This window comes from Veillonella parvula, assembly GCF_001553335.1.
Classification (GTDB): domain Bacteria; phylum Bacillota; class Negativicutes; order Veillonellales; family Veillonellaceae; genus Veillonella; species Veillonella parvula_S.
In genome coordinates, this window is record NZ_KQ960791.1 from 280,709 (window position 1) to 304,968 (window position 24,260).

Annotated in this window: 22 protein-coding genes and 1 pseudogene; 19 read left to right on the top strand and 4 right to left on the bottom strand. The window is 38.0% G+C overall.

Annotation, left to right across the window (positions count from 1 at the left end; translation table 11 throughout):
* The first annotated feature begins 138 nt into the window (after positions 1-138).
* Positions 139-2,361, top strand: a complete 2,223-nt coding sequence (locus tag HMPREF1865_RS05165; RefSeq protein ID WP_060919427.1) for an autotransporter outer membrane beta-barrel domain-containing protein — start codon at positions 139-141, stop codon at positions 2,359-2,361.
* 253 nt (positions 2,362-2,614) lie between these two features.
* Here HMPREF1865_RS05165 and HMPREF1865_RS05170 read toward each other — a convergent pair whose 3' ends face one another.
* Positions 2,615-3,844 carry an LL-diaminopimelate aminotransferase gene (locus tag HMPREF1865_RS05170; RefSeq protein ID WP_060919428.1) on the bottom strand — a complete coding sequence of 410 codons (1,230 nt, stop codon included), beginning with the start codon at positions 3,842-3,844 and terminating at the stop codon, positions 2,615-2,617.
* 338 nt (positions 3,845-4,182) lie between these two features.
* Between HMPREF1865_RS05170 and HMPREF1865_RS05175 the strand changes: the two genes are divergently transcribed.
* The 6 genes from HMPREF1865_RS05175 (at position 4,183) to rpsR (ending at position 9,086) form a co-directional block, all read left to right on the top strand.
* Positions 4,183-5,280, top strand: a complete 1,098-nt coding sequence (locus HMPREF1865_RS05175; protein WP_081094605.1) for a hypothetical protein — start codon at positions 4,183-4,185, stop codon at positions 5,278-5,280.
* 9 nt (positions 5,281-5,289) lie between these two features.
* Positions 5,290-6,465: an MBL fold metallo-hydrolase gene (locus tag HMPREF1865_RS05180; RefSeq protein ID WP_060919429.1), complete on the top strand. Its 1,176-nt coding sequence runs from the start codon at positions 5,290-5,292 to the stop codon at positions 6,463-6,465.
* Positions 6,466-6,786: 321 nt separating this feature from the next.
* On the top strand, positions 6,787-7,971 hold the full coding sequence (locus HMPREF1865_RS05185) for a multidrug effflux MFS transporter (protein ID WP_038149718.1): 1,185 nt from the start codon (positions 6,787-6,789) through the stop codon (positions 7,969-7,971).
* Positions 7,972-8,113: 142 nt separating this feature from the next.
* On the top strand, positions 8,114-8,398 hold the full coding sequence (gene rpsF, locus HMPREF1865_RS05190; protein WP_004693799.1) for a 30S ribosomal protein S6: 285 nt from the start codon (positions 8,114-8,116) through the stop codon (positions 8,396-8,398).
* Between the two features lie 19 nt (positions 8,399-8,417).
* Positions 8,418-8,816, top strand: a complete 399-nt coding sequence (locus HMPREF1865_RS05195) for a single-stranded DNA-binding protein (RefSeq protein WP_004693797.1) — start codon at positions 8,418-8,420, stop codon at positions 8,814-8,816.
* Between the two features lie 39 nt (positions 8,817-8,855).
* Positions 8,856-9,086, top strand: coding sequence for a 30S ribosomal protein S18 (gene rpsR / locus HMPREF1865_RS05200; RefSeq protein ID WP_004693795.1), 231 nt, complete (start codon positions 8,856-8,858; stop codon positions 9,084-9,086).
* Positions 9,087-9,174: 88 nt separating this feature from the next.
* On the opposite strand, the gene HMPREF1865_RS05205 is transcribed toward rpsR, so the two are convergent.
* Together HMPREF1865_RS05205 and HMPREF1865_RS09570 are read right to left on the bottom strand one after the other, a co-directional pair.
* Positions 9,175-9,537, bottom strand: a complete 363-nt coding sequence (locus tag HMPREF1865_RS05205) for a MerR family DNA-binding protein (protein WP_196484505.1) — start codon at positions 9,535-9,537, stop codon at positions 9,175-9,177.
* Positions 9,526-9,695 (bottom strand): annotated as a pseudogene (locus HMPREF1865_RS09570) (MerR family DNA-binding transcriptional regulator); the annotation flags it as partial. The gene HMPREF1865_RS05205 and the pseudogene HMPREF1865_RS09570, both read right to left, overlap by 12 nt.
* Positions 9,696-9,882: 187 nt before the next feature.
* Here HMPREF1865_RS09570 and HMPREF1865_RS05210 point away from each other — a divergent pair.
* The 12 genes from HMPREF1865_RS05210 (at position 9,883) to HMPREF1865_RS05265 (ending at position 22,804) form a co-directional block, all read left to right on the top strand.
* Complete coding sequence (locus HMPREF1865_RS05210) at positions 9,883-11,640, top strand: 1-deoxy-D-xylulose-5-phosphate synthase (RefSeq protein ID WP_060919430.1); 1,758 nt, start codon at positions 9,883-9,885, stop codon at positions 11,638-11,640.
* Positions 11,641-11,969: 329 nt separating this feature from the next.
* Positions 11,970-12,656 (top strand): carboxymuconolactone decarboxylase family protein, encoded by a 687-nt coding sequence (locus HMPREF1865_RS05215; RefSeq protein WP_038125785.1) that lies wholly within the window; start codon positions 11,970-11,972, stop codon positions 12,654-12,656.
* 201 nt (positions 12,657-12,857) lie between these two features.
* Entirely contained in the window at positions 12,858-13,517 is a 660-nt protein-coding gene (trmB, locus tag HMPREF1865_RS05220) for a tRNA (guanosine(46)-N7)-methyltransferase TrmB (RefSeq protein ID WP_060919431.1), read from the top strand.
* A gap of 1 nt (position 13,518) precedes the next feature.
* Positions 13,519-14,844, top strand: coding sequence for an FtsW/RodA/SpoVE family cell cycle protein (locus HMPREF1865_RS05225; protein WP_060919432.1), 1,326 nt, complete (start codon positions 13,519-13,521; stop codon positions 14,842-14,844).
* Positions 14,845-14,972: 128 nt separating this feature from the next.
* Positions 14,973-16,256 (top strand): uracil permease, encoded by a 1,284-nt coding sequence (uraA, locus tag HMPREF1865_RS05230; RefSeq protein ID WP_008715436.1) that lies wholly within the window; start codon positions 14,973-14,975, stop codon positions 16,254-16,256.
* Positions 16,257-16,453: 197 nt separating this feature from the next.
* Positions 16,454-16,918, top strand: coding sequence for an NfeD family protein (locus HMPREF1865_RS05235; protein ID WP_060919433.1), 465 nt, complete (start codon positions 16,454-16,456; stop codon positions 16,916-16,918).
* A gap of 36 nt (positions 16,919-16,954) precedes the next feature.
* A complete protein-coding gene (gene floA / locus HMPREF1865_RS05240) occupies positions 16,955-17,911 on the top strand; it encodes a flotillin-like protein FloA (RefSeq protein ID WP_004693762.1) in 957 nt (318 codons plus the stop codon).
* A gap of 8 nt (positions 17,912-17,919) precedes the next feature.
* Positions 17,920-18,576, top strand: a complete 657-nt coding sequence (locus HMPREF1865_RS05245; protein ID WP_060919434.1) for a hypothetical protein — start codon at positions 17,920-17,922, stop codon at positions 18,574-18,576.
* A 251-nt stretch (positions 18,577-18,827) separates the two neighbouring features.
* Complete coding sequence (locus tag HMPREF1865_RS05250; RefSeq protein ID WP_021147756.1) at positions 18,828-19,559, top strand: hypothetical protein; 732 nt, start codon at positions 18,828-18,830, stop codon at positions 19,557-19,559.
* A gap of 54 nt (positions 19,560-19,613) precedes the next feature.
* On the top strand, positions 19,614-20,552 hold the full coding sequence (locus HMPREF1865_RS05255) for a hypothetical protein (protein ID WP_060919435.1): 939 nt from the start codon (positions 19,614-19,616) through the stop codon (positions 20,550-20,552).
* Positions 20,553-20,700: 148 nt separating this feature from the next.
* Complete coding sequence (locus HMPREF1865_RS05260; protein ID WP_060919436.1) at positions 20,701-21,294, top strand: hypothetical protein; 594 nt, start codon at positions 20,701-20,703, stop codon at positions 21,292-21,294.
* A 223-nt stretch (positions 21,295-21,517) separates the two neighbouring features.
* On the top strand, positions 21,518-22,804 hold the full coding sequence (locus HMPREF1865_RS05265) for an MFS transporter (RefSeq protein WP_330987042.1): 1,287 nt from the start codon (positions 21,518-21,520) through the stop codon (positions 22,802-22,804).
* 79 nt (positions 22,805-22,883) lie between these two features.
* Here the strand turns inward: HMPREF1865_RS05265 and pepT are convergent, their stop codons facing one another.
* Positions 22,884-24,107, bottom strand: coding sequence for a peptidase T (pepT, locus tag HMPREF1865_RS05270; protein WP_060919438.1), 1,224 nt, complete (start codon positions 24,105-24,107; stop codon positions 22,884-22,886).
* Between the last annotated feature and the right edge of the window lie 153 nt (positions 24,108-24,260).

Consider the following 24,260-nt stretch of genomic DNA (forward strand, 5'->3'; position numbering starts at 1 on the left):
ATATATATCGTGTTGTTATAGGGGACAAATAAAAAATCATTTGAGTAGAAATTGACACATATACCCTGAATCTAGATACAATTAAATTGGTTATATTAGCTAGTTATGTTCATAGTTGAAGTGTTAAGGAGGTATAACATGAGAAGAAATGTAAAAGCTGCTGTTATTGCTGCATTAATCGTAACAGGTGCTAATGCTTTTACCATGGTATCAGCCACAACTGTGGAAAGTCATACAGATGGGAAATCCATTGGTCTTAATTTGTGGGGGGAAAAGAGACATTATACAGATGACTTAACTGTTAATGTATCAGGTTTAGGGGTAAATGGAACAAAATATCATAATAATGTTACAGGTATTTACGCCCTTGATGGGACACAAGTTGCTATCGATAAAAATGTAACTGTAACAGTTAAAAATCCAGCACCTGCAGAAAGTGGCGCGAAACGTAGACCTGATTTGGCACATTATTATATGAGCGGTATCTATGCTGGTTATGGTGGACTTACTAGTGATGGCAATAACGATGATACTCGAATTACCGTAAAGGGTAATGCTAAAGTCGATGCTGTTGGCGTTGGTTTGCAAGCCAATAAAGATGGATATATTCGCATACTAGGTGGGGCTGATATAAAAACATATCCTTTAGATACCTCTGATACTTACTCTGCATTATCTGAAGAAGGTTTTGTTTATGTAAATACGGGGATGGATGGCTTACATCCGGGAACGAATGATGTGAAGATGTATGGTAATATAGGATTCTTAGATAAAAACTATGGTATTGAAAAGAACCCACATAATCATGGATCTGAAATTTCTTTAGGTTTAACAACACCAAATTCTAAATTGGTAGGTGGTGTGTTGAATGAATTTGATGAAAGCAACAATAATCCGTACCATGGTGGTCTACGATTGTACTTACAAAATGGTGCGACTTGGCGCAATGAATGGTTAGGAGCTGAACGCGTATATCCTACACAAGGTCGTCCTAATAATGCAAACTATTTATATACTGGTAGTCGTGTAGAACATTTTATTGGTGGTAAAGATATAAATAGTCAAGGTATTATCCAAGCCGTAGATCCACGACCTATTACTATTAACAACTATGCTGGTCATGCAGCTATCGACTATGAAAAAGGAGCCCCTGCGACTGCACAAGGTAAGGGCAAAGTCGTTATCAACCATGCTGATAAAGGTTCTTCTGTGACTATGCGCAGTTCGGTAGATGCACTTAAAGGGTCTGTAAATGTAGATAACTCAAGAGGTACTTTGCAGCAGTTGGCTAATAAATTAACATATACCGGCTTTACTAAGGGTGAACGTAATTTAAATGTGAATGTTCAAGTCGATTCAGGCATTATTAGTCCTGCATATTCCACTAAGCTTGGTACAGATAGCTTTACTGTTGATGGAAAACCTAGTATTACTAACCAAGCGGTTGTGACAGCGCGTGAAAGCGAAGTTGTATCTGGTGCTAAGAGTGCGTTAGCCTCCTCTGTGATGCAAATGAAAGCCGATACGAATGACTTACAACGTCGCCTCGGTGATGTGCGACTCAACTCCAATAAGCATGGCGTATGGGGGAAATATATCGGAGGTAAATCTAAAATTACAGACAGCGCCTATGTAAATCAAACCTATAACATGGCGCAAATAGGCTATGATACATTGTACGGCGATTGGACTATTGGTGGAGCGTTGTTATATGGTACAAGCAATAGCGATTACGCTTTAGGTTCAGGGTCTGGTAAAACCGCAGGTTTAGCATTATACGGTGCAAAACAATATAATGATGGTCATTATTTGGATGTGATTGGTAAAGTAAGTCGTTTGAAAAATGATTTCACTGTACGCAATAGCTTGGGTACAAGTTTGAGCGGAGATTACCACAATACAGGTACCTCTTTGAGCGTTGAATATGGTAAACGAATCAAGAAAGACAATGGTTTTTATATCGATCCTAACGCAGAATTGACGCTTAGTCGATTGTCTGGTGTAAATTTTGATGCTCGTACAAATACAGGTAGCACAGTGCACATTAACTCTGATGCGGTAAACTCCGTTATTGGTCGTATCGGTGTAGGCATTGGCAAGGAAAGTAAGAATAGCAACCTTTTCCTCAAAGCAGCATTAGCGCATGAATTCTCTGGTAAAATGAAAGCTACTTATAGCATGACCGGTGAGCCAACTACAGGCAGTGAAGTGAATCTTAAAGATACATGGCTAGATGTTGAGTTAGGTGGTTCATGGAGCATACGTCCTAATACATATATTTATGGGACTTTCACTAAAAACTTTGGTGCTATCGTAGACAATTCCTATCGCATTGACGCAGGGATTCGTCATAACTTTTAATTAAGGGTAAAAATAGCAGAGGCAAATAATATGGGGATGTTATTTGTTAGTACTATAGTGTTAAGGAATACTAGAATTAAATATTCATATATGTAAGGGTATATAAAAAGACCGACTACATTCCTATTGAAGGACTGTAATCGGTCTTTTAGTTTTATAGATATAAACTACTTTAAATTAGATGTCTCAAATTAAATGTAATCTAAATCTAAATCAAGATCTAAATCTAAATCTAAATATAGACATAATTATATTAGAATTGTAATGTTTTGATTCTTTCAACGGCGCGAATTGTATTTTCACGACTGCCGAATGCTGTCAAACGAAGGTAACCTTCACCATGAGGGCCAAAGCCAGAGCCTGGTGTAGATACGATTTGAACTTGTTCGAGCAAGTTGTCGAATAATTCCCAGCTAGTCATATTGCCAGGTGTTTTTAGCCAAATATATGGAGCGTCCACACCGCCGTATACAGTAAGACCGATAGATTCAAGACCTTCTTTGATGATGCGGGCATTTTCTTTGTAGTATGCAATGTTAGCACGAGTTTGTTCGCGGCCTTCTTTTGTGTATACTGCTTCAGCACCGCGTTGGATGATGTAAGGAACACCATTGAATTTAGTACATTGACGACGATTCCACATAGGGTTTAGCGGTTGGCGTTCACCAGATTTAGTTTTGCCAGTGACCTCTTTAGGTACTACTGCATAAGCACAACGTGTACCAGTGAAACCTGCAGTTTTGGAGAAGGACCGGAACTCGATAGCTACTTCTCGAGCCCCTTCGATTTCGTAGATAGATTTTACAGTATCTTCTGTGCTGATGAAAGCTTCGTAAGCGGAGTCAAACATCAAAATGGCATCATTATCTTTACACCATTTGATCCATTCTGCTAAACGAGCACGGCTCAAAACAGTACCAGTTGGATTGTTAGGCGAGCAAAGGTATACGATGTCTACTCGTTCAGACGGGAATTCTGGAGAGAAGTTATTTTCTGCGTAAGTAGGGAGGTATACAACCTTTTGGAAGATGCCTTCTACAGCTTCGCCAGTACGACCACCCATAACGTTGGAGTCTAAGTATACTGGGTACACAGGATCTGTGATAGCAATGATGTTATCTTCGCTGAATAACTCTTGGATATTACCAACGTCAGATTTTGCACCATCGGAAACGAATACTTCGTCAATAGCGATATCTACGCCCAATGGTTTGTAATCGCCATCAATAATAGCTTGACGTAAGAAGTCATAACCTTGTTCAGGGCCATAACCTCGGAATGTTTCTGCTTTTCCCATTTCTTGAACAGCTTTACTCATAGCATCGATAATTGCTGGAGCAAGAGGTAATGTAACATCGCCGATACCAAGACGAATAATATCTGCATCTGGATGAGCAGTTTGGTACTCATTTACCTTTTTAGCAATATTAGCGAATAAATAAGAACCTTGTAGGTTTAAGTAGTTTTCATTGATATTAGCCATGATGACTCCTTTTTATAATCAGATTTCTCTATATATAGTAAATTATATAGAATAATGACGCAAGGATTTTCTATAGAATTTCTGATTTATATAAATATTGTTTTAGTTTATCACTATAAAAGGTCGTATCATGGGGAATTTATTACTCGTTAATTGTATTAAAGTATATATAGATAAAGAGACTATTAGTGTTGAATAGGTCTCTTCATTGTTTACTCATAAAATGGTTATTGATATAATGAATTTATAATAAAACACAATAGTACTTTGTGTAAGATATGGGCCGTTTTAAGCACTTATGTGTAGTAGTGTAAGTTGTTATCATGGGAGAATTTATAATGTTGAATTGTAAAGAGATATACGAAATAATTTGTGAGAGTATTAATCAGAGTATTAATCGAAAAGATAAAATTAATGAGTTGGAAACCCTTTTTGGGCAACATAAGAACGATACAACAGAAGATACTGTTAATATAAAAAAAGTAAAGCAAAGAGATAACGATGGAGATATAAAAAGATTTGCAGCAAAATTTTATAAGTCATCTATTGTAAATTACAAAGGCTATGTACAAGGAGCGTCGCAAGCGGACAAAAACCGCTATAGTGAAGTTATTGCCAGTACTCTTTTATCAAAAAATCTTTTAAAGACATGGACAGACTTAAAGCCAGTACGACCTAATCATTTTGATACAAATCATTCTCCTTCCGAAATAGTAGATATGAAAAAGCTGCAAGGCACAAATCGTAAAGAAGAAATTTTAGCGAAATTGTTGTTTTATCAACGTGAGGTTGATGGATTAGGCTATATCTTTGATTATCAAACACCATTAAAGGCGACACAAAATGATTCTTACGGAAAAATAGACTTATTAGGCTATAACACTGATGACGAATGTTATTCTGTAATTGAATTAAAATATCGTCCATCTGGTAGTGAGGAAACTTTACTACGCTGTGTTTTAGAAGCTTATACATATTATAAGCTGCTTGATTTAAAACAGATTAAATCTGATGTTGATCACGCTGGCATAAAGGCTCTAAAGAAAGAATTACCTAAATATAAGCACACTGATAAGGCTGAATTAGTAATTTTATTTGATGAAAAATCTTGTACAGATGATGATGGTGGGGCAGAGACTAATTTGTTGCTTCGTATTGATCCAGTGGCAGTGGATAAACCTAACTATCCGTCCAAAACTGTTGTGTCACAACAGTATAAAGAGTGTAAAGAATTGAAGGACCTTAGTAAACGTAATCAATTACGATCTTTATGCGAAAATATTTTGAAACAAGAGCCTGAATTAAAACAAATCCGTTTTGTTGTATTACAAGCTCAAAAAGTAAGTAAAGCGCCTTATAAAAATAAAGTAGATAATTGGTCAGAAAATTTGGATCGTTTCTATCGAGCAGAAACATTGCTTACCATTTCTAAGTAAAGGTTGAATATGAATATTGTTGTTCATCGTGGCACACATCAGATTGGTGGTAGTGCTATAGAAATTAGTACAGCATCTACTCGGATTATGTTAGATTTTGGTAATGAATTAAGTTTAGATGAAAAGTACACACCTATAAATCTGGATATAGACGGCGTTACAAAAGGGATATCTAATTGTGATGGTATTGTAATTTCTCATTATCATATGGATCATTTAGGGCAACTAACTTCTGTATTACCAGAAATTCCAGTGTATATAGGTGCGTTAAGTAAGGAAATAGCCATAATAGGTGCTGAATATCAAGATAAAGATTTATATTTACGATTATTAGGTGCTAATACATTTCGTGGAGGAGAAGCTTTTTCTATTGGCGACATACGCATTAGACCTTTGGTTATTGACCATAGTGCCGCTGATAGTTATATGTTTGTTATTGAGGCTGAAGGTAAACACATTTTATATACAGGTGATTTCCGGATGCATGGGCTGCGTCAACATGTATTAGAGAAGTTAGTTAAGACCTATATAGGTGAGGTTGATGTATTAATTACAGAAGGAACTTCATTATCTAGAGATGCCAATGACCCTATAGCTGAAGTAGCTGTATTAGATGATATTTCTTCTTATATTCAAGACGGAAAATATGTTTTTGTTATGTGTTCCTCTACGAATATTGACCGTATTATGGGGATTTGGCAGAATATGCCAACTGATAAAGTACTCATTTGTGATGCTTATCAGAAAAGAATATTAGATACTGTGATTAATAATGTATATTATGAAAGTTCTTTGTATCGTAGACATGATAGCCCATTAGTTATTGATAAAGGAAGGCATCCTAAATACTATATGGAACATGGATTTGTATCTTTAGTAAGAGGGACAGAAAATTTTATTTCTAAAATTAAAGAGTTCCCTAAAGATGATGTACGTATTATATATTCCATGTGGACAGGATATATTGAGGAGAATTTAGCATTGAAAGAATTGTTAGATACATATCCATCTTATATATGTCATGCTAGTGGTCATGTCTCAAAGGACGATTTAGTTCAGTTCATAGAAATGGTTGATCCTGATTTTGTTATTCCGGTTCATACTGATATCCCTGAAAAACTAAAGAGAATACTGCCTAATAGAAATGTTTATGTCGTTAATGATAAAGAGCCATTTATCATATAATTCCTTTAAGAAATTCTATTTATGTTGTATAATAAATAAAAAGAGAGCCATCGACGTGTGGTAGCGTTAGGCTCATCTTATAAACATTTTTTAGGATTGCCTAGTGTGCGAGTATTTTGTATACTCTGTTGCGTTAGGCTTTTGTCTTTATACTATTTGAATAGTGCAAAGAGTGATATTACTATAGACCAATTTTTGCGTAGTATTTTACTACGCTTTTTTATTGAAAAAATCAAAACTTTATATAGCATTAATTTTATTTCTGATATAATCTAAATGAATACATATTATAGTGCGGTTTTATATGAAAGTGGTGTCTTTATGCTGACGATTAGCAATAAGGGATGGCTTTTTACGTCTATATTAAGTGCTTTGATGGCGTTTACATCGTTGTCTACGGATATTTATTTGCCAGCTATGCCTGAGATGGGGCGTGACCTCAATGGTGATGCGGAGCTTACGTTGACAGGTTTCTTAATTGGGTTTGCGCTAGCTCAGCTTTTTTGGGGCGCCGTTAGTGATAAAATTGGTCGTAAGAAGCCACTGATTATAGGGATAGTCTTATTTATCATAGGGTCTGTGGGCTGTGCCCTAAGTTCGTCTATGCTAGAATTACTAGCTTGGCGTGTGTTTCAGGCTTTTGGTGCCTGTGTAGGACCGATGTTGTCACGGGCTATGATTCGGGATTTATATGGTCGGACTGAGGCGGCTAAAATGTTGTCTACATTGGCCATTGTTATGGCTATAGCGCCTATAGCAGGCCCAATGTTAGCCGGACATTTACTTGTATGGTATACATGGCATTCTATATTCTGGTTGCTTGTTGGTATAGGACTTTTAATGCTCGTTGCCGTATTAGTGCTTCCGGAAACACATCCCGTAGAGAAGAGGAGCAAAAAGTCCATAGGTCATACCTATAATAACTATTGGATTTTATTACGCAATAAAGGTTTTATGAAATATACCCTATGTGTTAGCTCATTTTATATTGCCATTTATGCGTTTTTAACGGGATCGCCTTATGTATATATAGATGTGTATGAAGTGCCCAAAGAATATTTTGGTTATCTCTTTTCTGTTAATATTATTGGTGTTATGTTGTTAAGTGCCATTAATCGTCGTATTGTTAGTGCTATACGCCTTGATAGACTATTGAAATATGCCACACTATTTGCTGCTGTTTGTGTATCCATTGTTATGGGCTTGATGTTCTTAGGTTACCATTCATTGTGGTTAATCGTTATTGGTTGTTTTTTATTCTTCTCCATGAATGGTATCATTGCCGCTGTAACTAATGCATTAGCTTTAGATAGAGCAGGTAGAATGGCTGGATCTGGGGCGGCACTATTAGGTGCCATGCAATATGGTAGTGGTATTGTGTCATCGTTGATACTTACCTTTTTACCAAATGATACGGCCTATCCTATGATGGGGGTAATAGCCATATTTGTAATTATCTGCGCTATTATCGCCTTTCCTGAGGATGAAAAATATAATCGTATATAATATTGGTAAAAGCGAGGGTTTTAATTTGAATCCTTGCTTTCATCATTTTTTTAGGTTATAATAGTAAGGCTTATTGATGGTAAGCACTTCCTACCCCTATGTGTCGATAGGGGCATTAGTCCGAAAGAGGAGGTGATTTTGTATGAACAAATACGAAGTCATGTTTATTGTGAAACCAGCTGAAGAGGAAGCAACTAACGCTGTTATTGAAAAAGTAGAAGCTTTAATTGCTCGTGTAGGCGGCACAGTAGAAAAGGTAGATCGTTGGGGCAAGCGTCGTCTTGCTTACGCGGTGAAGAAATTCACTGACGGTTTCTATGTATTGATCAACTTTGAAGCAGCTCCTGCTGAAATCAAAGAAATCGATCGTGTATTGAAAATCAACGATGAAGTCCTAAGACATCTAATTGTTAAACACGAAGCATAATTAAAGCCTGGAGGAAAACATGAACTCTGTACAAATTCTAGGTAATTTAGCTCGTGATCCTGAAGTACGCTATACCAAAACTGGTCGTGCTGTAGCAACTTTCACAGTAGCTGCCACAAACACCTATATTGATTCCACAACAAATGAGACGAAAGAACAAACTGCTTTCATCAACTGCGTTGCTTGGGGTAAACTTGGTGAAGCGGCAGGCAATCTTCGTAAAGGCAGTCGTTGCTTTGTAGAAGGTCGTTTGCAAACTCGTTCTTACGAGACTCAGGACGGTCAAAAACGGTACGTTACTGAAGTGGTAGCGAACTTTGTGGGCCAATCCCTTGATATGAATACTAATTCTTTCGAAGGTGGGTCCAATTTTGATAGTTTCAGTACAGGCGGCGATGACGAAAACATCCCGTTCTAGTGTCAGGGACTCCTACTAATTCGAAAAGGAGGATTCGCAATGAGAAGAGATAGAGGCAGAAAGCCAAGAAGAAAAGTATGCGTTTTCTGTGCAGACCATATCGATCAAATCGACTATAAAGATGTTGCTAAACTTCGTCGTTTTACGACTGAACGCGGTAAAATCTTACCTCGTCGTATTTCCGGTACTTGCGCAAAACATCAACGCAAATTGACTACATCTATCAAACGTGCACGTGCAATTGCTTTATTGCCATTCACTGCTGAATAATTGATGAATCAAGGCGGTACAACCATTTGGTTGTACCGCCTTTTTGCTATACAAAAAAAGAAGCTATCCGTTGGATAGCTCCTCTTTGTTATACAGCTTTATATTTTTTAGGTGGTTCACCATTTTCGGCGGCTTCTTTATCGGCGCGCCATTTGCGTTCGAAATATTTATGATACTCAAGTGGGATATCATCAGGGGTTGCTGTTTCATAAAAGCTGCAAGTGCCTCGACGTTGTGCTTCTTCATAGAACCATGTTTTAAACTCTAGCATAGATAAGCGAGCTTGTAGGTGCTCAATTTCTGCTAGCACACGATCTCGTTGATTTCTAATAATAGATAATCGATCGTTGATGCGGCTATCGCCTTCAACGCAGCAGTCGATAAAATGTTTGATTTCTTTTATAGGCATACCCGTACGTTTCATACATTCGATTAATTCTAGCCAATCCATATCTTCTTCTCGAAATATACGGATACCTCCTCTAAACGTTCTACGAAGGGCAATAAGCCTTCCTTGTCGTAATAACGCAAAGCAGAAGGTGCTATATTTAGTTTTTTTGCAATTTCGCCAACTGTATATGTCATTGAACCTCCTAATATATATTTCATTTATAGATAGATATAAAAATTGTAAATGTAAGGTGTATTGACTTAAACCTAACTTTAAGTTTTATACTTGGTACATACTTGAAGTATAACACTAGTTATTTTTAGTGACAATCTTTATAATCTTTATACTATTTGATGTATAGTGATTGTAGTTGAAGTAATTATAATTTGTATTGAAAGGATTACCATGAACTTAATTGATGTAAAATCTCCAGCTGATTTAAAAGGCTTATCTATTTCTGAATTAACAGATTTGACAGCACAAGCTCGTCAAGCTCTCATGACAAAGGTTTCTGAGCACGGCGGCCATTTTGGGCCACCTATGGGTGCAGCAGAAATGATTATGGCCTTGCACTATGTATTTAATTCTCCTGTAGATAAAATCGTATATGATGTATCCCATCAATCGTATGCACATAAAATGGTTACAGGACGTGCCTTAGCATTTTTAGATCACGACCATTATGATGATGTAACAGGCTATACGGACCCAACTGAAAGTGAGCATGATTTCTTTAACATTGGTCATACCTCTACATCGATCTCCTTAGCATCTGGCCTGGCTACTGCTCGAAATCTAAAGGGAGACTCTGAAAATATTATCGCCATCATTGGTGATGGTTCTTTATCTGGTGGGGAAGCCTTTGAAGGTCTTGATTATGCCGCAACATTAAACAGTAATATGATTATTATCGTCAACGACAATGACCAATCCATTGCAGAAAACCATGGTGGTTTGTATCGTGGCCTTCGTGAATTGCGCGAGTCTAACGGTGAAAGCCCTAACAATATTTTTAAGGCTCTTGGTTTAGATTATCGCTTCGTAGCAGATGGTAATGATTTGGAAACCTTGATTGATGTATTTAAGGCTGTAAAAGACATTGATCATCCAATCGTGTTACATATAGTTACGCAAAAGGGTAAGGGCTATGCCATTGCAGAGCAAAATAAAGAAGCCTTCCATTGGACAATGCCCTTTGATTTAGAAACAGGCAAACCAAAAGAAGAGGAGACTGGTCCAACGTATGCTGGTACCATTGCTAATTACTTGATGGAGCAAATTAAGGTAGACCCAACGGTAGTAGCTATTAATGCAGGTACACCAGGAGGTTTTGGTTTTACTCCTGAATGGCGTAAGGCGGCAGGCAAACAATACATCGATGTAGGTATTGCAGAAGAACACGCCATCGCAATGAGTTCTGGTATTGCTAAAAATGGTGGTAAACCAGTATTTAATGTATATAGTACCTTCCTACAACGTACTTATGACCAATTGGTACAAGATCTTTGTGTAAATAACAATAGTGCTGTTATTATCAATCACTATGCCTCCGTGTATGGTATGAACGATGTAACTCATTTAGGGTTCTTTGATATTCCTATGCTTACTAGCATTCCTAATTTAGTATACTTAGCACCTACTAATAATGAAGAGCTATTGGCTATGACTGAATATGCTGTGCATCAACATAAGCATCCCGTAGCAATTCGTGTTCCTGTAGGTGAATTCACAACTACAGGTGTAGCGGATACAACGGATTATAGCATCTTGAATAAATCTGAAGTGACTCGCCGTGGTGAAGGGATTGCTTTATTAGGTCTTGGTAATTTTTACCATTTGGCTAATCAAGTGGCCGATGAATTGGCTAAAGAGGGTATTAATGCAACTGTGGTTAACCCTAAATTTGCGTCTGGCCTTGATGAAGAACTACTAGAAGAATTGAAAGCAAATCATTCTGTAGTATTTACGTTAGAAGATGGTGTAGTTGAAGGCGGTTGGGGCCAGCGTGTAGCTAGTTTTTATGGACCATCTAACATGCGTGTTAAGAACTATGGTATTGCTAAAGAATTTCACGATCGTTATGATGCAACTGAATTGTTACGAGAAAATGGCGTTTCTTTAGAACAAATTGTGGCTGATGCAAAACAAGTGTTATCTGTTTAGTTTGATAAAATATTAAATAAATAATTCTCTGTAAATACAGTAGAAATCTGGAATTGGCAGATTTCTACTGTGTTATTTTTTTATTTGTTCAATTTCATTCTATAATTAAGTGTGGTTTATAAATATATAATTTTTATAGATAAATATATATAATTTATTAAAAGATTATAGATTTTTTTCGAATAGGACTATAAAAATTAGATGAAGTATTATATAATAATATCTACAGTATGTATTACAGTAGAACAGTAAAATAAATCCATTGATAATATACGCTACTATTGCAGTATTATACAATTAGTATTAATGATAAGGGAGATTGTAAGACTTTGAAAAGAGTATTAACCTTAACATTAGCCGTGGCCATCGTTGCCGGTGGCTATATGTTTGAGGCTAATGGGGCGGGAGAACAACCTTCTAAACAGGCACCCTCTATATCTGAGATAAATATATATACGCCAAAAGAGCTTAATGCACGTCAGAAAGACTTGGTTGAAATCGGCCGCTATACTGCGTCTGGTGATCAAGGTGCATTAAAGAGTGTAATTGCATCTGCTATTGAGCGAGGCACGTTGACGCCACAAGAGGTGAGTATTGCTATTCGTCAACTTTACTCTGCTGCTGGCTTGAAACAAATGAATGCTGCTTTAGCTACATTTGATCAATTACGTGATGAACGCCCTGAGTTTGGCGATGAGTACGAAAAATTGGTTCCAAAGCAAACAGGACTTAGTGCTTTATTGGGGAATGGCACTAATGGGGCACCTTTAACAAAGCCGAAAGCTGAGGAAACAAAAGAGGGGGTTCAATATAATACGTTCCGTATGAAAAAACCAAAACCTCAAAATCGTAATCGTTCACGTTTAGGTAAATTGGACCGTGAATTGGTCGCTGCGGCAGCACTAGGTACTCGAGTTGGTAAAAATAATCTTTTTACTGCAGCTGAAAAGAGTTTATCTGAACTTGGCCTAAGTCAATATCAAATTGAAAATTTAGAAGCTATGATTTTCCAATAAAATGTAGACCTACTTCTTTCGGAAGTAGGTCTTTTTTTATGGCTTCTACTTTCACAGTTTTAATGATTAGGGTTAAATCCATAGAATGTAATTGACGTTTAAGGTCCCCTTTTCTATAATTAATAAGATAGGTATATGACCTGTAATAATAAATATAAACAAATATAAATATATTATTAAAAATAGATGTTAGGAGAAAGTATGCGCCTTCGTAGAAAACCATGGATTGATGAAGCTATCCACGAATATGACTCTCACATCATTTTGTCTGGCCAAGAAGAGTTTAAAGGCAAGTGGCGTGAATTATTTGAACATCCTGAGTACCCATTATATATGGAACTAGGGACGGGGAAAGGTCGCTTTATTGCGGGGATGTCTGAAGCGTATCCAAATGCTAACTTCGTAGGTTTTGAAGTACAAATGAGTGTTATCTATTATGCAGTACAAAAAATCTTTGAAGGAGAGCGAAACAATGCAAAGGTCTCTCTATTTGATATTGCAGGTATCGAAGAGATAGTGGCACCTGGAGAAGTTGATCGTTTCTATATTAACTTCTGTGATCCTTGGCCTAAGGCTAAACATGCAAAACGCCGCCTTACATATCATACATTCCTCGATCGTTATGCCCGCCTTTTGAAAGATGGTGGAGAAGTTCACTTTAAGACAGATAATGAAGGGTTGTTCATGTTCTCTCTTGAAGAGTTTAAAGCGTGTGGTTGGGAGCTTAAAAATATAACGTATGATTTACATAGCACAGACCTTCCAAATGTAAAAACTGAGTATGAAGAGAAATTTAGTAAAAAAGGACAACCTATTTTTCGCTTAGAAGCAATTAAGCCAAAAGTTCAAAAGGAGGCTTAACATGCAAACACCGAATAAGGGGGATAGTCGGTGGGGCTCACTCTTTAAAAATGACTTACAAGGTATGCTCTTACCTATTCTTCTCATTACAATTATAGGCAGTGTAAATATCTTTAGTGCTACGTATATCAGCTCTATCTATGAAAATACGGGATTATTAGGATACTTTTTAAAACATATGACATTCTTGTTTTTGTCTATGGCGGCAGGTGTTATATTGTATCGTTACGATTACCGTCAGTTACAGAAGCCTCACATGTTGCAAAGAATTATGATTGCTACACTAATTGGTATGATTTTGGTTCTTGTGATTGGTGCAGTCATTAATGGTGCACGTCGTTGGATTGTTATTGGGCCTGTATCGATTCAACCTTCAGAATTTGCGAAATTGGCTGCCTTGATATGGACGTCGGCTAAATTGAGTACCATGCGGAAATGGGGAAAACCAAAGCATACTAACCCTCTCATTAATTTACAAGGTTATTTTAGTGAACGTATAAGTTATATGTTGCCAATGTTAATATGGCCAATTATATTTGCAGGCTTAACAATCTTGCAACCAGATATGGGCACGACCGTATTGATTTTTGGCTTTTCCTTTGTGCTCATTTACTTAGCGGGCTTTGATGGAAAATTCTTTGGCGGAGCTTTTGTGATAGCTGGATTTCTTGGCTTTATTGCAGCTCGTATGTCGCCATATCGCTGGGAACGTATTCAATCTTGGTTTGATCCTTGGCCTCATGCGCAGGATATGGGGTATCAAACAGTTCAAGGGCTGTTGGCCGTAGGTTCTGGCGGTATTTTAGGCGAAGGCTTTATGCAAGGTACATCAAAGTATTTTTACTTGCCAGAAGCACATACGGACTTTGCCTTTGCTGTATGGGCCCAAGAAATGGGTTTCGTTGGTGCAGTGTTTGTTGTCGTTCTGATTGCAGCTTTTACCTATTTTGGGTTCCGCATTTCTAATAAGGCTCGTGATGAATTCGGAAAATGGTTAGCAATGGGCATAACATTGCTTATCAGTGGTCAGGCTTTGTTTAACATCGCCATGGTATGCGGTATCATGCCTGTAACAGGGGTACCATTACCATTTGTTAGTTATGGTGGCTCTTCATTATTGATGAATTTCATGGCTATTGGGTTGTTGGCAAGCATTGGTCGTCGTAATGTAGAAGGGGTAAAACAAGTTGGTACAGCTGAACCATTACCATCTTTGCGTGAAGAAACACAAAGTCGTTTTAAGCCTGCTGCTACGACGCGTACTAATAAGACAAATATGCCTGGACCGTTTAAACCACGGCCTTCTAAAAAGTCGACTCGTAGATAGACTAGATTTGAACGTTAATATCTAACGTATGTATCATAAGATAAATCTGTTTGTGTAAATTCATAGAGTATATTTAAGGACTGTACTATATGAACTTAGCATCGTTATATTGTGTGTGAGGAGAAACGATGAAAGATTATATTGATATTCAAGAACGCCCATCATGGGGCCGAATGTTACCACTTAGTTTTCAACATTTATTTGCCATGTTTGGCTCTACTGTATTGGTACCGTATTTATTAAAAGTAGACCCTGCAACGGCATTGTTTATGAATGGTATTGGTACATTATTATATTTATTCGTGTGTAAGGGTAAGATTCCAGCATATCTTGGCTCTAGCTTTGCCTTTATTGCGCCGGTAGCAGGTGTGTTATCTGCTGGTCTTGGTTATGAAGCGGCAAAAGGGGCCTTCGTTGTATTTGGTCTATCTTTTGTAATTTTATCTGTTCTCGTACGTTATATTGGTACGCGTTGGATTGATAAATTATTTCCACCAGCGGCAATGGGTGCTATCGTAGCTATTATCGGCTTAGAATTAGCGCCAGTAGCGATGAGTATGTCTGGCCTTATCGGTAATCAAGATTTAGGCATGAGCCATAGCCAAGCTGTTATTATCTCTATGTTTTCCTTAGTTGTTACCTTGCTTGGAACTGTTGTGTTCCGTGGTTTCTTAGCTGTTATTCCTGTTCTTATCGGTGTTGTCTCCGGTTATGTATTGTCTGCTGTGATGGGAGTTGTTGACTTCTCTGGTGTAGAAGCTGCTCCGTGGCTTTCATTGCCTCAGTTCTATGGCATGCCTGTATTTGATATCAATGCGATTATCATGATTATGCCGGCGCTCTTTGTAGTATTTGCAGAGCATGTTGGTCATTTAGTTGTTACTAGTAATATCGTCGCTAAAGACTTGATGAAAGAGCCTGGTCTACAAAGATCCTTGCTTGGTGATGGCCTTGCAAATATTCTTTCTGGTTTCTTTGGTGCTACACCAAATACGACGTATGGTGAAAATATCGGCGTACTTGCCATTACTCGTTGTTTTAGCGTATGGGTAATTGGTGGTGCTGCAGTTCTTGCGATGATTATATCCTTTGTTGGTAAAGTGGCAGCACTTATTCATGCTATCCCAGTACCTGTTATGGGTGGGGTTTCTATTCTCTTGTTCGGCATTATCGCAGCATCTGGGTTGCGTATGCTTGTAGAACGTAAGGTGGATTATACAAACCCTGTTAATATGATTCTTACATCCGTTATCCTTGTAGTAGGTCTTAGCGGTGCAGAACTTGCGGTTGGGCCTGTAGTTTTAAAAGGAATGGGTCTTGCTACTGTAGTAGGTATGGCGATGAGCATTTGCTTGTTGATCCTTCAAAAAACAGGCGTTGGCAATGACCAATTGAAAAAAACAGAAGTATAACTTTATACGACTTTAAGCTCTTGGCATAGAACCTTGAGATTAAGGTGAATTGACTTGTATTCAATATAATAAACGACTACTGAATCAGATTGTATCTGTAAAAGTAGTCGTTTTTGTTTAGTATCTTTATAATTTATCTCCAATATTGTATAATAAATATATAAGTTGTATAAAACTAATTTTAGAGAGGAGGGCCTATGGAGTTTTTAATATGGATGGCTATCGGTGTTTCCTTGATGGCTATAGAACTCGTAGTACCAGGCGGTATTTTAGGTCTTATCGGTTATTGCGCATTCCTATGGGGCGTTTATGTAGCTCTTGGGGAAGGTACGGTAGCATTGTATGCCGTGCTAGGATTAACAGCCTTGTTAATTGTCATTATCATTGTGTTCTTTAATCACTTTGAAAAGACATGGATAGGGAAATTGTTTACCTTAGGGCAACGGTCTACGACAAAAGCCGGTTATGTATCTAATGATGTATTAGAAGATTTGGCTGGCAAGGAAGGTGTAGCTCATACAACACTACGCCCTGCAGGTATTGCTAAGATTAATGGTAATTTGGTAGATGTTGTAACCGAAGGTGACTTCATCGATGCCGGTTCACCTATTGTGGTTCTTCGAGTTGTAGGTGGTCGCAATATTGTTAGAAAGCGAGATTAAGCTTTCACAACATCGTCGTAAATTATGGAGGTTATTATGGATGTAGGTATTTTAATTTTGATTCCCATTCTGCTGATTGGTATTATGGTATTCTTATATGTTGTGCCATTAGGGCTTTGGGTATCTGCTTTAGCAGCGGGCGTTAATGTTGGTATCTTTACACTTGTAGGTATGCGCTTGCGTCGCGTAAATCCGTCTCAAATTGTAATGCCGTTGATTAAAGCTAATAAAGCGGGGCTTGATGTGAATGTAAATCAGTTGGAAGCGCATTACCTTGCAGGTGGTGACGTTGACCGCGTTGTAGATGCTTTGATTGCCGCTGAACGGGCATCCATTCCGTTGACTTTTGAACGTTCCGCAGCTATTGACCTCGCCGGTCGTGATGTATTGGAAGCGGTTCAAATGTCCGTTAATCCTAAAGTGATTGAAACTCCAATTATTTCTGCGGTAGCAAAAAATGGTATCGAATTGAAAGTTCGTGCTCGTGTTACTGTACGTGCGAATATCGATCGCCTCGTTGGTGGTGCTGGTGAAGCCACAATTATTGCCCGCGTAGGTGAGGGTATCGTAACGACTGTAGGTTCCTCTGAAGAACATACAGATGTATTGGAAAATCCAGATCACATCTCCCGTACGGTGTTGGGTAAAGGCCTTGATGCGGGTACTGCATTCGAAATCTTGTCCATCGATATCGCTGACGTAGATGTGGGACGTAACATCGGTGCTCAATTGCAAACTGACCAAGCAGAAGCAGATAAGAAAATTGCTCAAGCTCGTGCCGAAGAACGCCGTGCAATGGCGGTTGCGACAGAACAAGAAATGCGTGCTAAAACACAAGATATGCAAGCTAAGGTTGTGGAAGCACAAGCTGAAGTTCCTAAAGCATTGGCAGAAGCTTTCAGAAATGGTAATCTTGGCGTTATGGATTACTACAATATGAACAATATTATTGCAGACACTAAAATGCGTGAAAACTTAGCAGATGGTGAATAGGAGTAGCTATGGACTCTATTTTGTCTCCAGTGCTATCCATCTTTTCGCATAATCCAATCTTTGTTTTAGGTATCATCGCGTACATTGCTTTTTCCATTATAAAAAATAAGAATACTGAAGAGTCTGAAGAGTATGATGAGTATGAAAGCTCTGGTGGCGGAACTTGGGAAGATATGGAACGCGAATATGGCATCTCCATAGAACGCAAGGTAGATGAACCGTCTATGGGTGATTTGTCTAAGGTTGATGACTTTTATCGGGACTCTTATGAAGATAAACCGATTGTAAATCAGCAACCAGAAGCTCCATCGCAAACTATGGAGGACATACATTTCAATGAAGAGGCTGCAGCAGCTCAACGAGATATTGAAACCTTATCAATGAAAAGTTCCAGTAGCACTCCAAGTTATACTACCAGTAAGACTCGCTTAGATAGAGAAGCTGTTACGGGGCCGACCTTAAGTGAAAGACTAGCTGAGTTTAAACGAGATAAAGCAGCTAAAGAAGGACAAGTTCTTGTTGAAAATGTAGGTATTACAACTGCACCTACTGCTCTAGCTGCGACTTCAACTCGCGGTCGTAAATCTAATCATGCTTTAAAAGAGGGCATGAAATGGTCGATCATTTTAAGTAAACCTAAAGCTCTTGAACGTAGATACCGCTAATGAAGCAATCTATTTATAAGCGTATAAACTAATTATGGTTTTATTAGAACATAAATAATAACGGATTGTGCACTGATATGGTATAGCAACCATACTGTCACATATCATAATGTGGGGCATATAATTACATATTGAAAGAGGTTCCTATTGGTCACCTATGTGACTATTAGGAACCTTTTTTTATTGTTTTTTCCTAGTGAAACTTTCACAATAATAGGGGAAGGAGTTCGTTTATAAGGAAGGGCAAAATTATGTATCGAAATGTGCGTGTTATACCAAAACAGCTGTTGCAGCAATTATATATAGAGAAACAATGGAGCGTTCGCGATGTGGCGGATTATTTTCAATGTAGTGTTGATACCATCATGCGCCGTATGAAAGCGTACGATATCGAACGGAGGCCTCTGAAGAAAGAAATTAATATGGTTCATGTACAAGCTTTGTATGAGACCGGTAAGTGGTCGCTCCATTCATTAGCAAAGCGTTATGATGTGTCTATTACGACGATGGCGAATCGCTTGAAGGAATATGGATTGGTTTGTCAGCAATCAAATAAAAACGTCTCTATAGATGTAGTACGTATATGTAGGGCTTATAAAAGTGGAAATAGTACAGATGCTATTGCTCGTATGTATGGTATATCGCGATGGAAAGTTCACCATGTATTGCGGCATATGGGAAATTGCTTACTTCCTAAAGTTCGAAAGCCTATGCGCGTAGAGGAGATGGCTTATTTATATATTCATCATCACATGAGTACAGATGACATTGGACTGGCTTATGGGATACGTGGTTCTACAGTGGCAATGTATTTGCGAGAGCAAGGTATAGAAATAAGGGCAAATACTCTTGATCTAGACGAAAATAAGATTAAAAAACTCCGTGCACAAGGTTATGGAGTTGCAAAGATTGCACAGGTGATGGGATGCTCTACCTCTGCTGTGCGAAAGCGTCTAGCTATGAAAAAATATATCTCTCCTTGATGTAGTGTGGTAGATACTATATACTTAAATTTATACAATGATGGGAGGAATATTATGCTCGAAATTATATCTGCTTTAACACCGTTTTTATTACTGGGCTTAGTGGCTGCTGGCTTATCTCGCCTTTCTGGGGTAGCCTTATCAATGGTTGTAGTACCAACCTTATTGATTTGGGGTGCCACTGCGGTTGACGTAATCGCTTTTATGTTGCTCTTTGTGGTGTACAACAACTTCACTATGGAAACACAAGATATTCGTTTAGATTATAAAGATCTTGTCTTATTCCCTAAATGGCGCTTGTGCATTCCCTTCATTTTGAGTTTGGTAAGCGCGTTCTTTATTCCTGCTGCAGGCATTGCTGTTTTTATGGCTTGCTTTGTTTTAGAGTTATTGGCTACTGTGTATAAACGCATTCCTGAAAATAAACGGCCTCGTTTACAGCGCGTAATAGTAGCATCGATTTTGAGTGCCATTGTAACAGCTGTAGGTGCTTATATAGGCCCTAAAATTCCTAGTGAATTCTACTTTGTCTGTGTAGGCTTAGCCATTTTAATCGTTACGGACTTTGCATGGTATGCCGGCAAGCATAGAGATGCTTTTAGAAGCGCATGGGATAGCATTTGGGCTGGTTTTAATATATTCTTAGGCATGTTTGGCGTAGAGGCTTCATATTATCCAGCTGCACTAACGCGATCCATTCCAAATCCAATGGATCGCATGTTGCCTATGGTTACTGTAGTAGGTGGCTATGCAGGACTTATGGTAGTATTCGGCTTTTATAACATTTTTTCTATACCGTCTTTAATTACAGCTATTGGTGCTGCTATAGGGATACGCCTCTTTGGTATGTATGAATTTCCTCGGAATGGCAGTTTCTCTTATTTAGCAATCGGTTTTGCCGTGGCTGCTGTAATTTGCTTGTATCTCGTATCTCCGACACCAGTTGGTTTTGATCATATTAATACCTTAGTTTCTCAACCAATTGGCCAATAATAATAGATAATGTAAGTCTATTGATATATTTTAATAAGTTCTTTAGTTGCTTTCACCTAGGAGCTAATTGGATTATAATGTGTGATATATCCCATATATTGTATTGAAAATTAAGTTCATATTAGAATGTGAAAGGAGTTGATGCTATATGGCAGAAACAATTGAAATAAGACCATTCCCTCCATTCTTACCAAAGAAGGCAACAGTCATGATGATGGGCACATTTCCTCCAGAACAATCAAAACGTGCTATGGAATTCCATTATCCAAATTTCCAAAATGATATGTGGCGTGTTTTTGGCCTCGTATTCTTTGATGAAAAGGATCATTTTAGAAATGGTGAGGAAAAAGCGATGGATCCTGAGAAGATTAAAGCCTTTTTGTCTGAAGCTGGAATTGCATCTTGTCCTACTGTTTTGAAAGCTATTCGCGAAAAGGGGAATGCATCTGATGCATTTCTTAAGGTCGTTGAACCAGTTCCACTTGCGGACGTACTGGAGCAAATCCCTGACTGTAAGCATATTGGTACAACAGGCGGCAAGGCTACGGAGATTTTATTGAGCCTTTTACCAGAAAAGGTTAAATTACCTAAAACTGGTGAAACAATTCCTTTTGTATTTAATGGTCGGGAATTGACATTGACACGTTTGCCATCTACATCACGTGCCTATCCGTTGAGTCTACCGAAAAAGGCTGAAGCGTACAAGAATTTCTTCAAAGCTTGTGGTCTAAAAACAAAATAAATATTTAAAGTAGCACCTTTAATAGTTGGCTTTGAGTCTTTTGGTCTCATCTGTCGCTATTGAAGGTGTTTTTATATCGTAAAAATATATGAGATATTAAAATGGAGATTAATGCTTGTTTATTGTGAATATGTAGTTTATTATAAATAAAATTGATGAGATATATAATATTTTAATTCTTGTTTTTTATAATGAGAGGTTTATAATTAACCGTTGTCGCAAACTGGTTGACAATAATTTAAAAAATGGAGTTGATAATATGGATAAGGCTAAGGAGGCCTTGTGGACAAAATCCTTTGTCCTTGATACTTTGATTAATTTCTTAGTATTTTTAATTTATTATTTATTAATCGTTATTATTGCGGTTGTAGCAAAAGATAATCTTCATGCTACGGCTAGTCAAGCGGGACTTGCTGTTGGTATATATATTATTGGCACCGTTGTAGCCCGTTTGTTGGCAGGGCGGTTTATCAGTATCCTAGGGTGTCGCAAGATGCTCTATTTAGGGTTATTGATTTACTTGATTTCAACGGCTATGTATTTCTACACACCTAATTTACTAATGCTTGATAGTGTTCGTTTCTTAAATGGTTTTGCTTATGGTATTACATCTACTGCTACAAGTACTATCATTGCTGCTATTATTCCTACGTCACGCCGTGGGGAAGGGATTAACTATTATGGCTTATCTACCTCTCTTGCCGCTGCAGTAGGGCCATTCTTAGGTATCTTGATGCTTCATAGTCTTGGTTATGATTTTATCATCGCATTCTGTGTTGCACTTATCATCCTTTGCGGTATTGGCTCTGTCATCATGAAATTTAATGAACCTAAACTTGGTATCGAATCAGAAGCACATAAGGGTATTAGAATCTCGGACTACATTGAACCCCGGATGAATTCAATCAGTCTTGTTTCCATTCTAGTCGGCTTTGCCTACTCTGGTGTTATTGGCTTTATGGCAGCCTACACAAAAGATCTAGATCTTATTATGGCAGGTACCTTCTTCTTTGTTGTATATGCTGTAGTTATTACTATAACAAGACCATTGCTTGGCATTGTGTTTGATATGAAAGGGGAAAACTTTGTTCTTTATCCTTGTTTTGTATCCTTAGCACTTGGTATTTTCTTATTATCCATCGCCCACTCTACATGGCTTGTGCTTTTATCGGCTGTGTTTGTTGGCCTTGGATATGGTACATTTATGTCCAACGGACAAGCTGTTACTGTTAAAATAGTACCTGTTCATCGTATTGGTGTTGCCACATCCACATACTTCATTGCCTTGGATATGGGGCTAGGCTTTGGCCCCTATATTTTAGGCGCTGTTAAAGAGGTTGTAGGTTATACTAGTATGTTCCATGTAACCGTTGTTGTGGCGCTCCTTGCACTAGTTGCTTATTATTTATTATATGGTCGTTATGTGGGGACTGAAAGAGACCTCTCGTTGAAAGCTCGCGCTGAAGAAGAAGAAATTAGGAATCGTAAACATAATGGTAAGCTTGCGTAAAATGTAAAAATAAAAGGACTATACGAGCCTAGGCTCGTATAGTCCTTTTTGGTTATCTAGTACTGCTTTGCTAATATTATTATTTTTCAATATTTACAATATTAACGATAACTTCAACAGCTTTTTTCATATCATCGATACATGCGAATTCATGACGACCATGTAGATTTTCTACGCCTGTAAAAATATTTGGTGTAGGAATGCCCATGAAGGAGATTTTGGATCCATCTGTACCACCGCGAATAGGATCACAAATAGGTGTAATTCCAGCTTTTTTCATTGCTGCTTTGGCTACGTTTACGCATTCCATATTGTCTTTGATGATATCGTACATGTTATAGTATTGGTCTTTTACAGAGACCTCACATACTTCACGCCCATATATTTCATTCAATGTTTGACCTGCTTGTAAGAAGAATGCTTTTTTTGCTTCGAACAATTCCTTATTATGGTCGCGGATAATATAGTTCATTTTACCGGTATCTACTTGTGTTTCCATGCTCATGAGCATAAAGAAACCTTGGCGACCACATGTGTGCTCAGGAACAGCTGCTCCTGGTAATAAAGCGTCAAATTGCATAGCTAGTTTAGCACAGTTGATCATAATGCCTTTGGCAGTACCTGTGTGAACGGATACGCCTTTGAGGGTTACTGTACCGCCAGCAGCGTTAAAGGTTTCATATTCGAGTTGGCCTAGGCTTTCACCATCGATAGTGTAAGCATAGTCTACAGGAAATTGCTTAACATCGAAGTGGTCAGCACCAGTACCGATTTCTTCATCTGGACCGAAAGCACACATGATTTTACCATGTTTAATTTCTGGGTGAGATACGAGATAGGCGAGGGCTTCCATGATTTCACAGATGCCAGCCTTGTCATCACCACCAAGAAGTGTTAGACCATCGGTTACAACTAAGGACTTGCCAATGTAATTTTTTAGGTTAGGAAAATCTGTACGACGGGTGAAGATTTGATGTTCTTCGTTAAGGCAAATATCACTACCATCATAGTTTTCTACGATACGAGGTTTAATATTTTCTGCATTATAATCAGCTGTATCCATATGGGCAATGAAGCCGATAGAAGGAGCTTTCTCATCAGTATTAGCATGTAATGTGCCGATGACAAAACCATTTTCACGATTATAAATAACCTCATCTAAACCTATTGCCTTTAAATCGGGAACGAGCACATTCGTAGCAAAGTCTACTTGAGTTTGAGTACTAGGAATGGTTGTACTTTCCTCATTAGACCGTGTATTTATGCTCGTATAGCGTACAAAACGTTCGACCATTGATTCCATAATGAGCCTCCTCGTAAGTAAACATACGTGTTATACAGGGCAGTATACGATACCGTTACATAATAATAGAGATTCTTAATATACTTTCATTGTAGAACAGGGACGCCCAAAATGCAAAATAATTATTTATAGGGGTGTATTGTTTTATTCGCA

Bases quoted from the DNA above. Each gene is read 5' to 3' on its own strand.
- HMPREF1865_RS05185 (WP_038149718.1), top strand. From the start codon at position 6,787: ATGCTGACGATTAGCAATAAGGGATGGCTTTTTACGTCTATATTAAGT.
- HMPREF1865_RS05205 (WP_196484505.1), bottom strand. From the start codon at position 9,537: ATGGATTGGCTAGAATTAATCGAATGTATGAAACGTACGGGTATGCCT.
- HMPREF1865_RS05165 (WP_060919427.1), top strand. From the start codon at position 139: ATGAGAAGAAATGTAAAAGCTGCTGTTATTGCTGCATTAATCGTAACA.
- HMPREF1865_RS05260 (WP_060919436.1), top strand. From the start codon at position 20,701: ATGGCAGAAACAATTGAAATAAGACCATTCCCTCCATTCTTACCAAAG.
- HMPREF1865_RS05195 (WP_004693797.1), top strand. From the start codon at position 8,418: ATGAACTCTGTACAAATTCTAGGTAATTTAGCTCGTGATCCTGAAGTA.
- rpsR (WP_004693795.1), top strand. From the start codon at position 8,856: ATGAGAAGAGATAGAGGCAGAAAGCCAAGAAGAAAAGTATGCGTTTTC.
- pepT (WP_060919438.1), bottom strand. From the start codon at position 24,107: ATGGAATCAATGGTCGAACGTTTTGTACGCTATACGAGCATAAATACA.
- HMPREF1865_RS05245 (WP_060919434.1), top strand. From the start codon at position 17,920: ATGGACTCTATTTTGTCTCCAGTGCTATCCATCTTTTCGCATAATCCA.
- HMPREF1865_RS05210 (WP_060919430.1), top strand. From the start codon at position 9,883: ATGAACTTAATTGATGTAAAATCTCCAGCTGATTTAAAAGGCTTATCT.
- trmB (WP_060919431.1), top strand. From the start codon at position 12,858: ATGCGCCTTCGTAGAAAACCATGGATTGATGAAGCTATCCACGAATAT.
- HMPREF1865_RS05235 (WP_060919433.1), top strand. From the start codon at position 16,454: ATGGAGTTTTTAATATGGATGGCTATCGGTGTTTCCTTGATGGCTATA.
- HMPREF1865_RS05180 (WP_060919429.1), top strand. From the start codon at position 5,290: ATGAATATTGTTGTTCATCGTGGCACACATCAGATTGGTGGTAGTGCT.
- HMPREF1865_RS05170 (WP_060919428.1), bottom strand. From the start codon at position 3,844: ATGGCTAATATCAATGAAAACTACTTAAACCTACAAGGTTCTTATTTA.
- HMPREF1865_RS05255 (WP_060919435.1), top strand. From the start codon at position 19,614: ATGCTCGAAATTATATCTGCTTTAACACCGTTTTTATTACTGGGCTTA.
- HMPREF1865_RS05175 (WP_081094605.1), top strand. From the start codon at position 4,183: ATGTTGAATTGTAAAGAGATATACGAAATAATTTGTGAGAGTATTAAT.
- uraA (WP_008715436.1), top strand. From the start codon at position 14,973: ATGAAAGATTATATTGATATTCAAGAACGCCCATCATGGGGCCGAATG.
- floA (WP_004693762.1), top strand. From the start codon at position 16,955: ATGGATGTAGGTATTTTAATTTTGATTCCCATTCTGCTGATTGGTATT.
- HMPREF1865_RS05250 (WP_021147756.1), top strand. From the start codon at position 18,828: ATGTATCGAAATGTGCGTGTTATACCAAAACAGCTGTTGCAGCAATTA.
- rpsF (WP_004693799.1), top strand. From the start codon at position 8,114: ATGAACAAATACGAAGTCATGTTTATTGTGAAACCAGCTGAAGAGGAA.
- HMPREF1865_RS05225 (WP_060919432.1), top strand. From the start codon at position 13,519: ATGCAAACACCGAATAAGGGGGATAGTCGGTGGGGCTCACTCTTTAAA.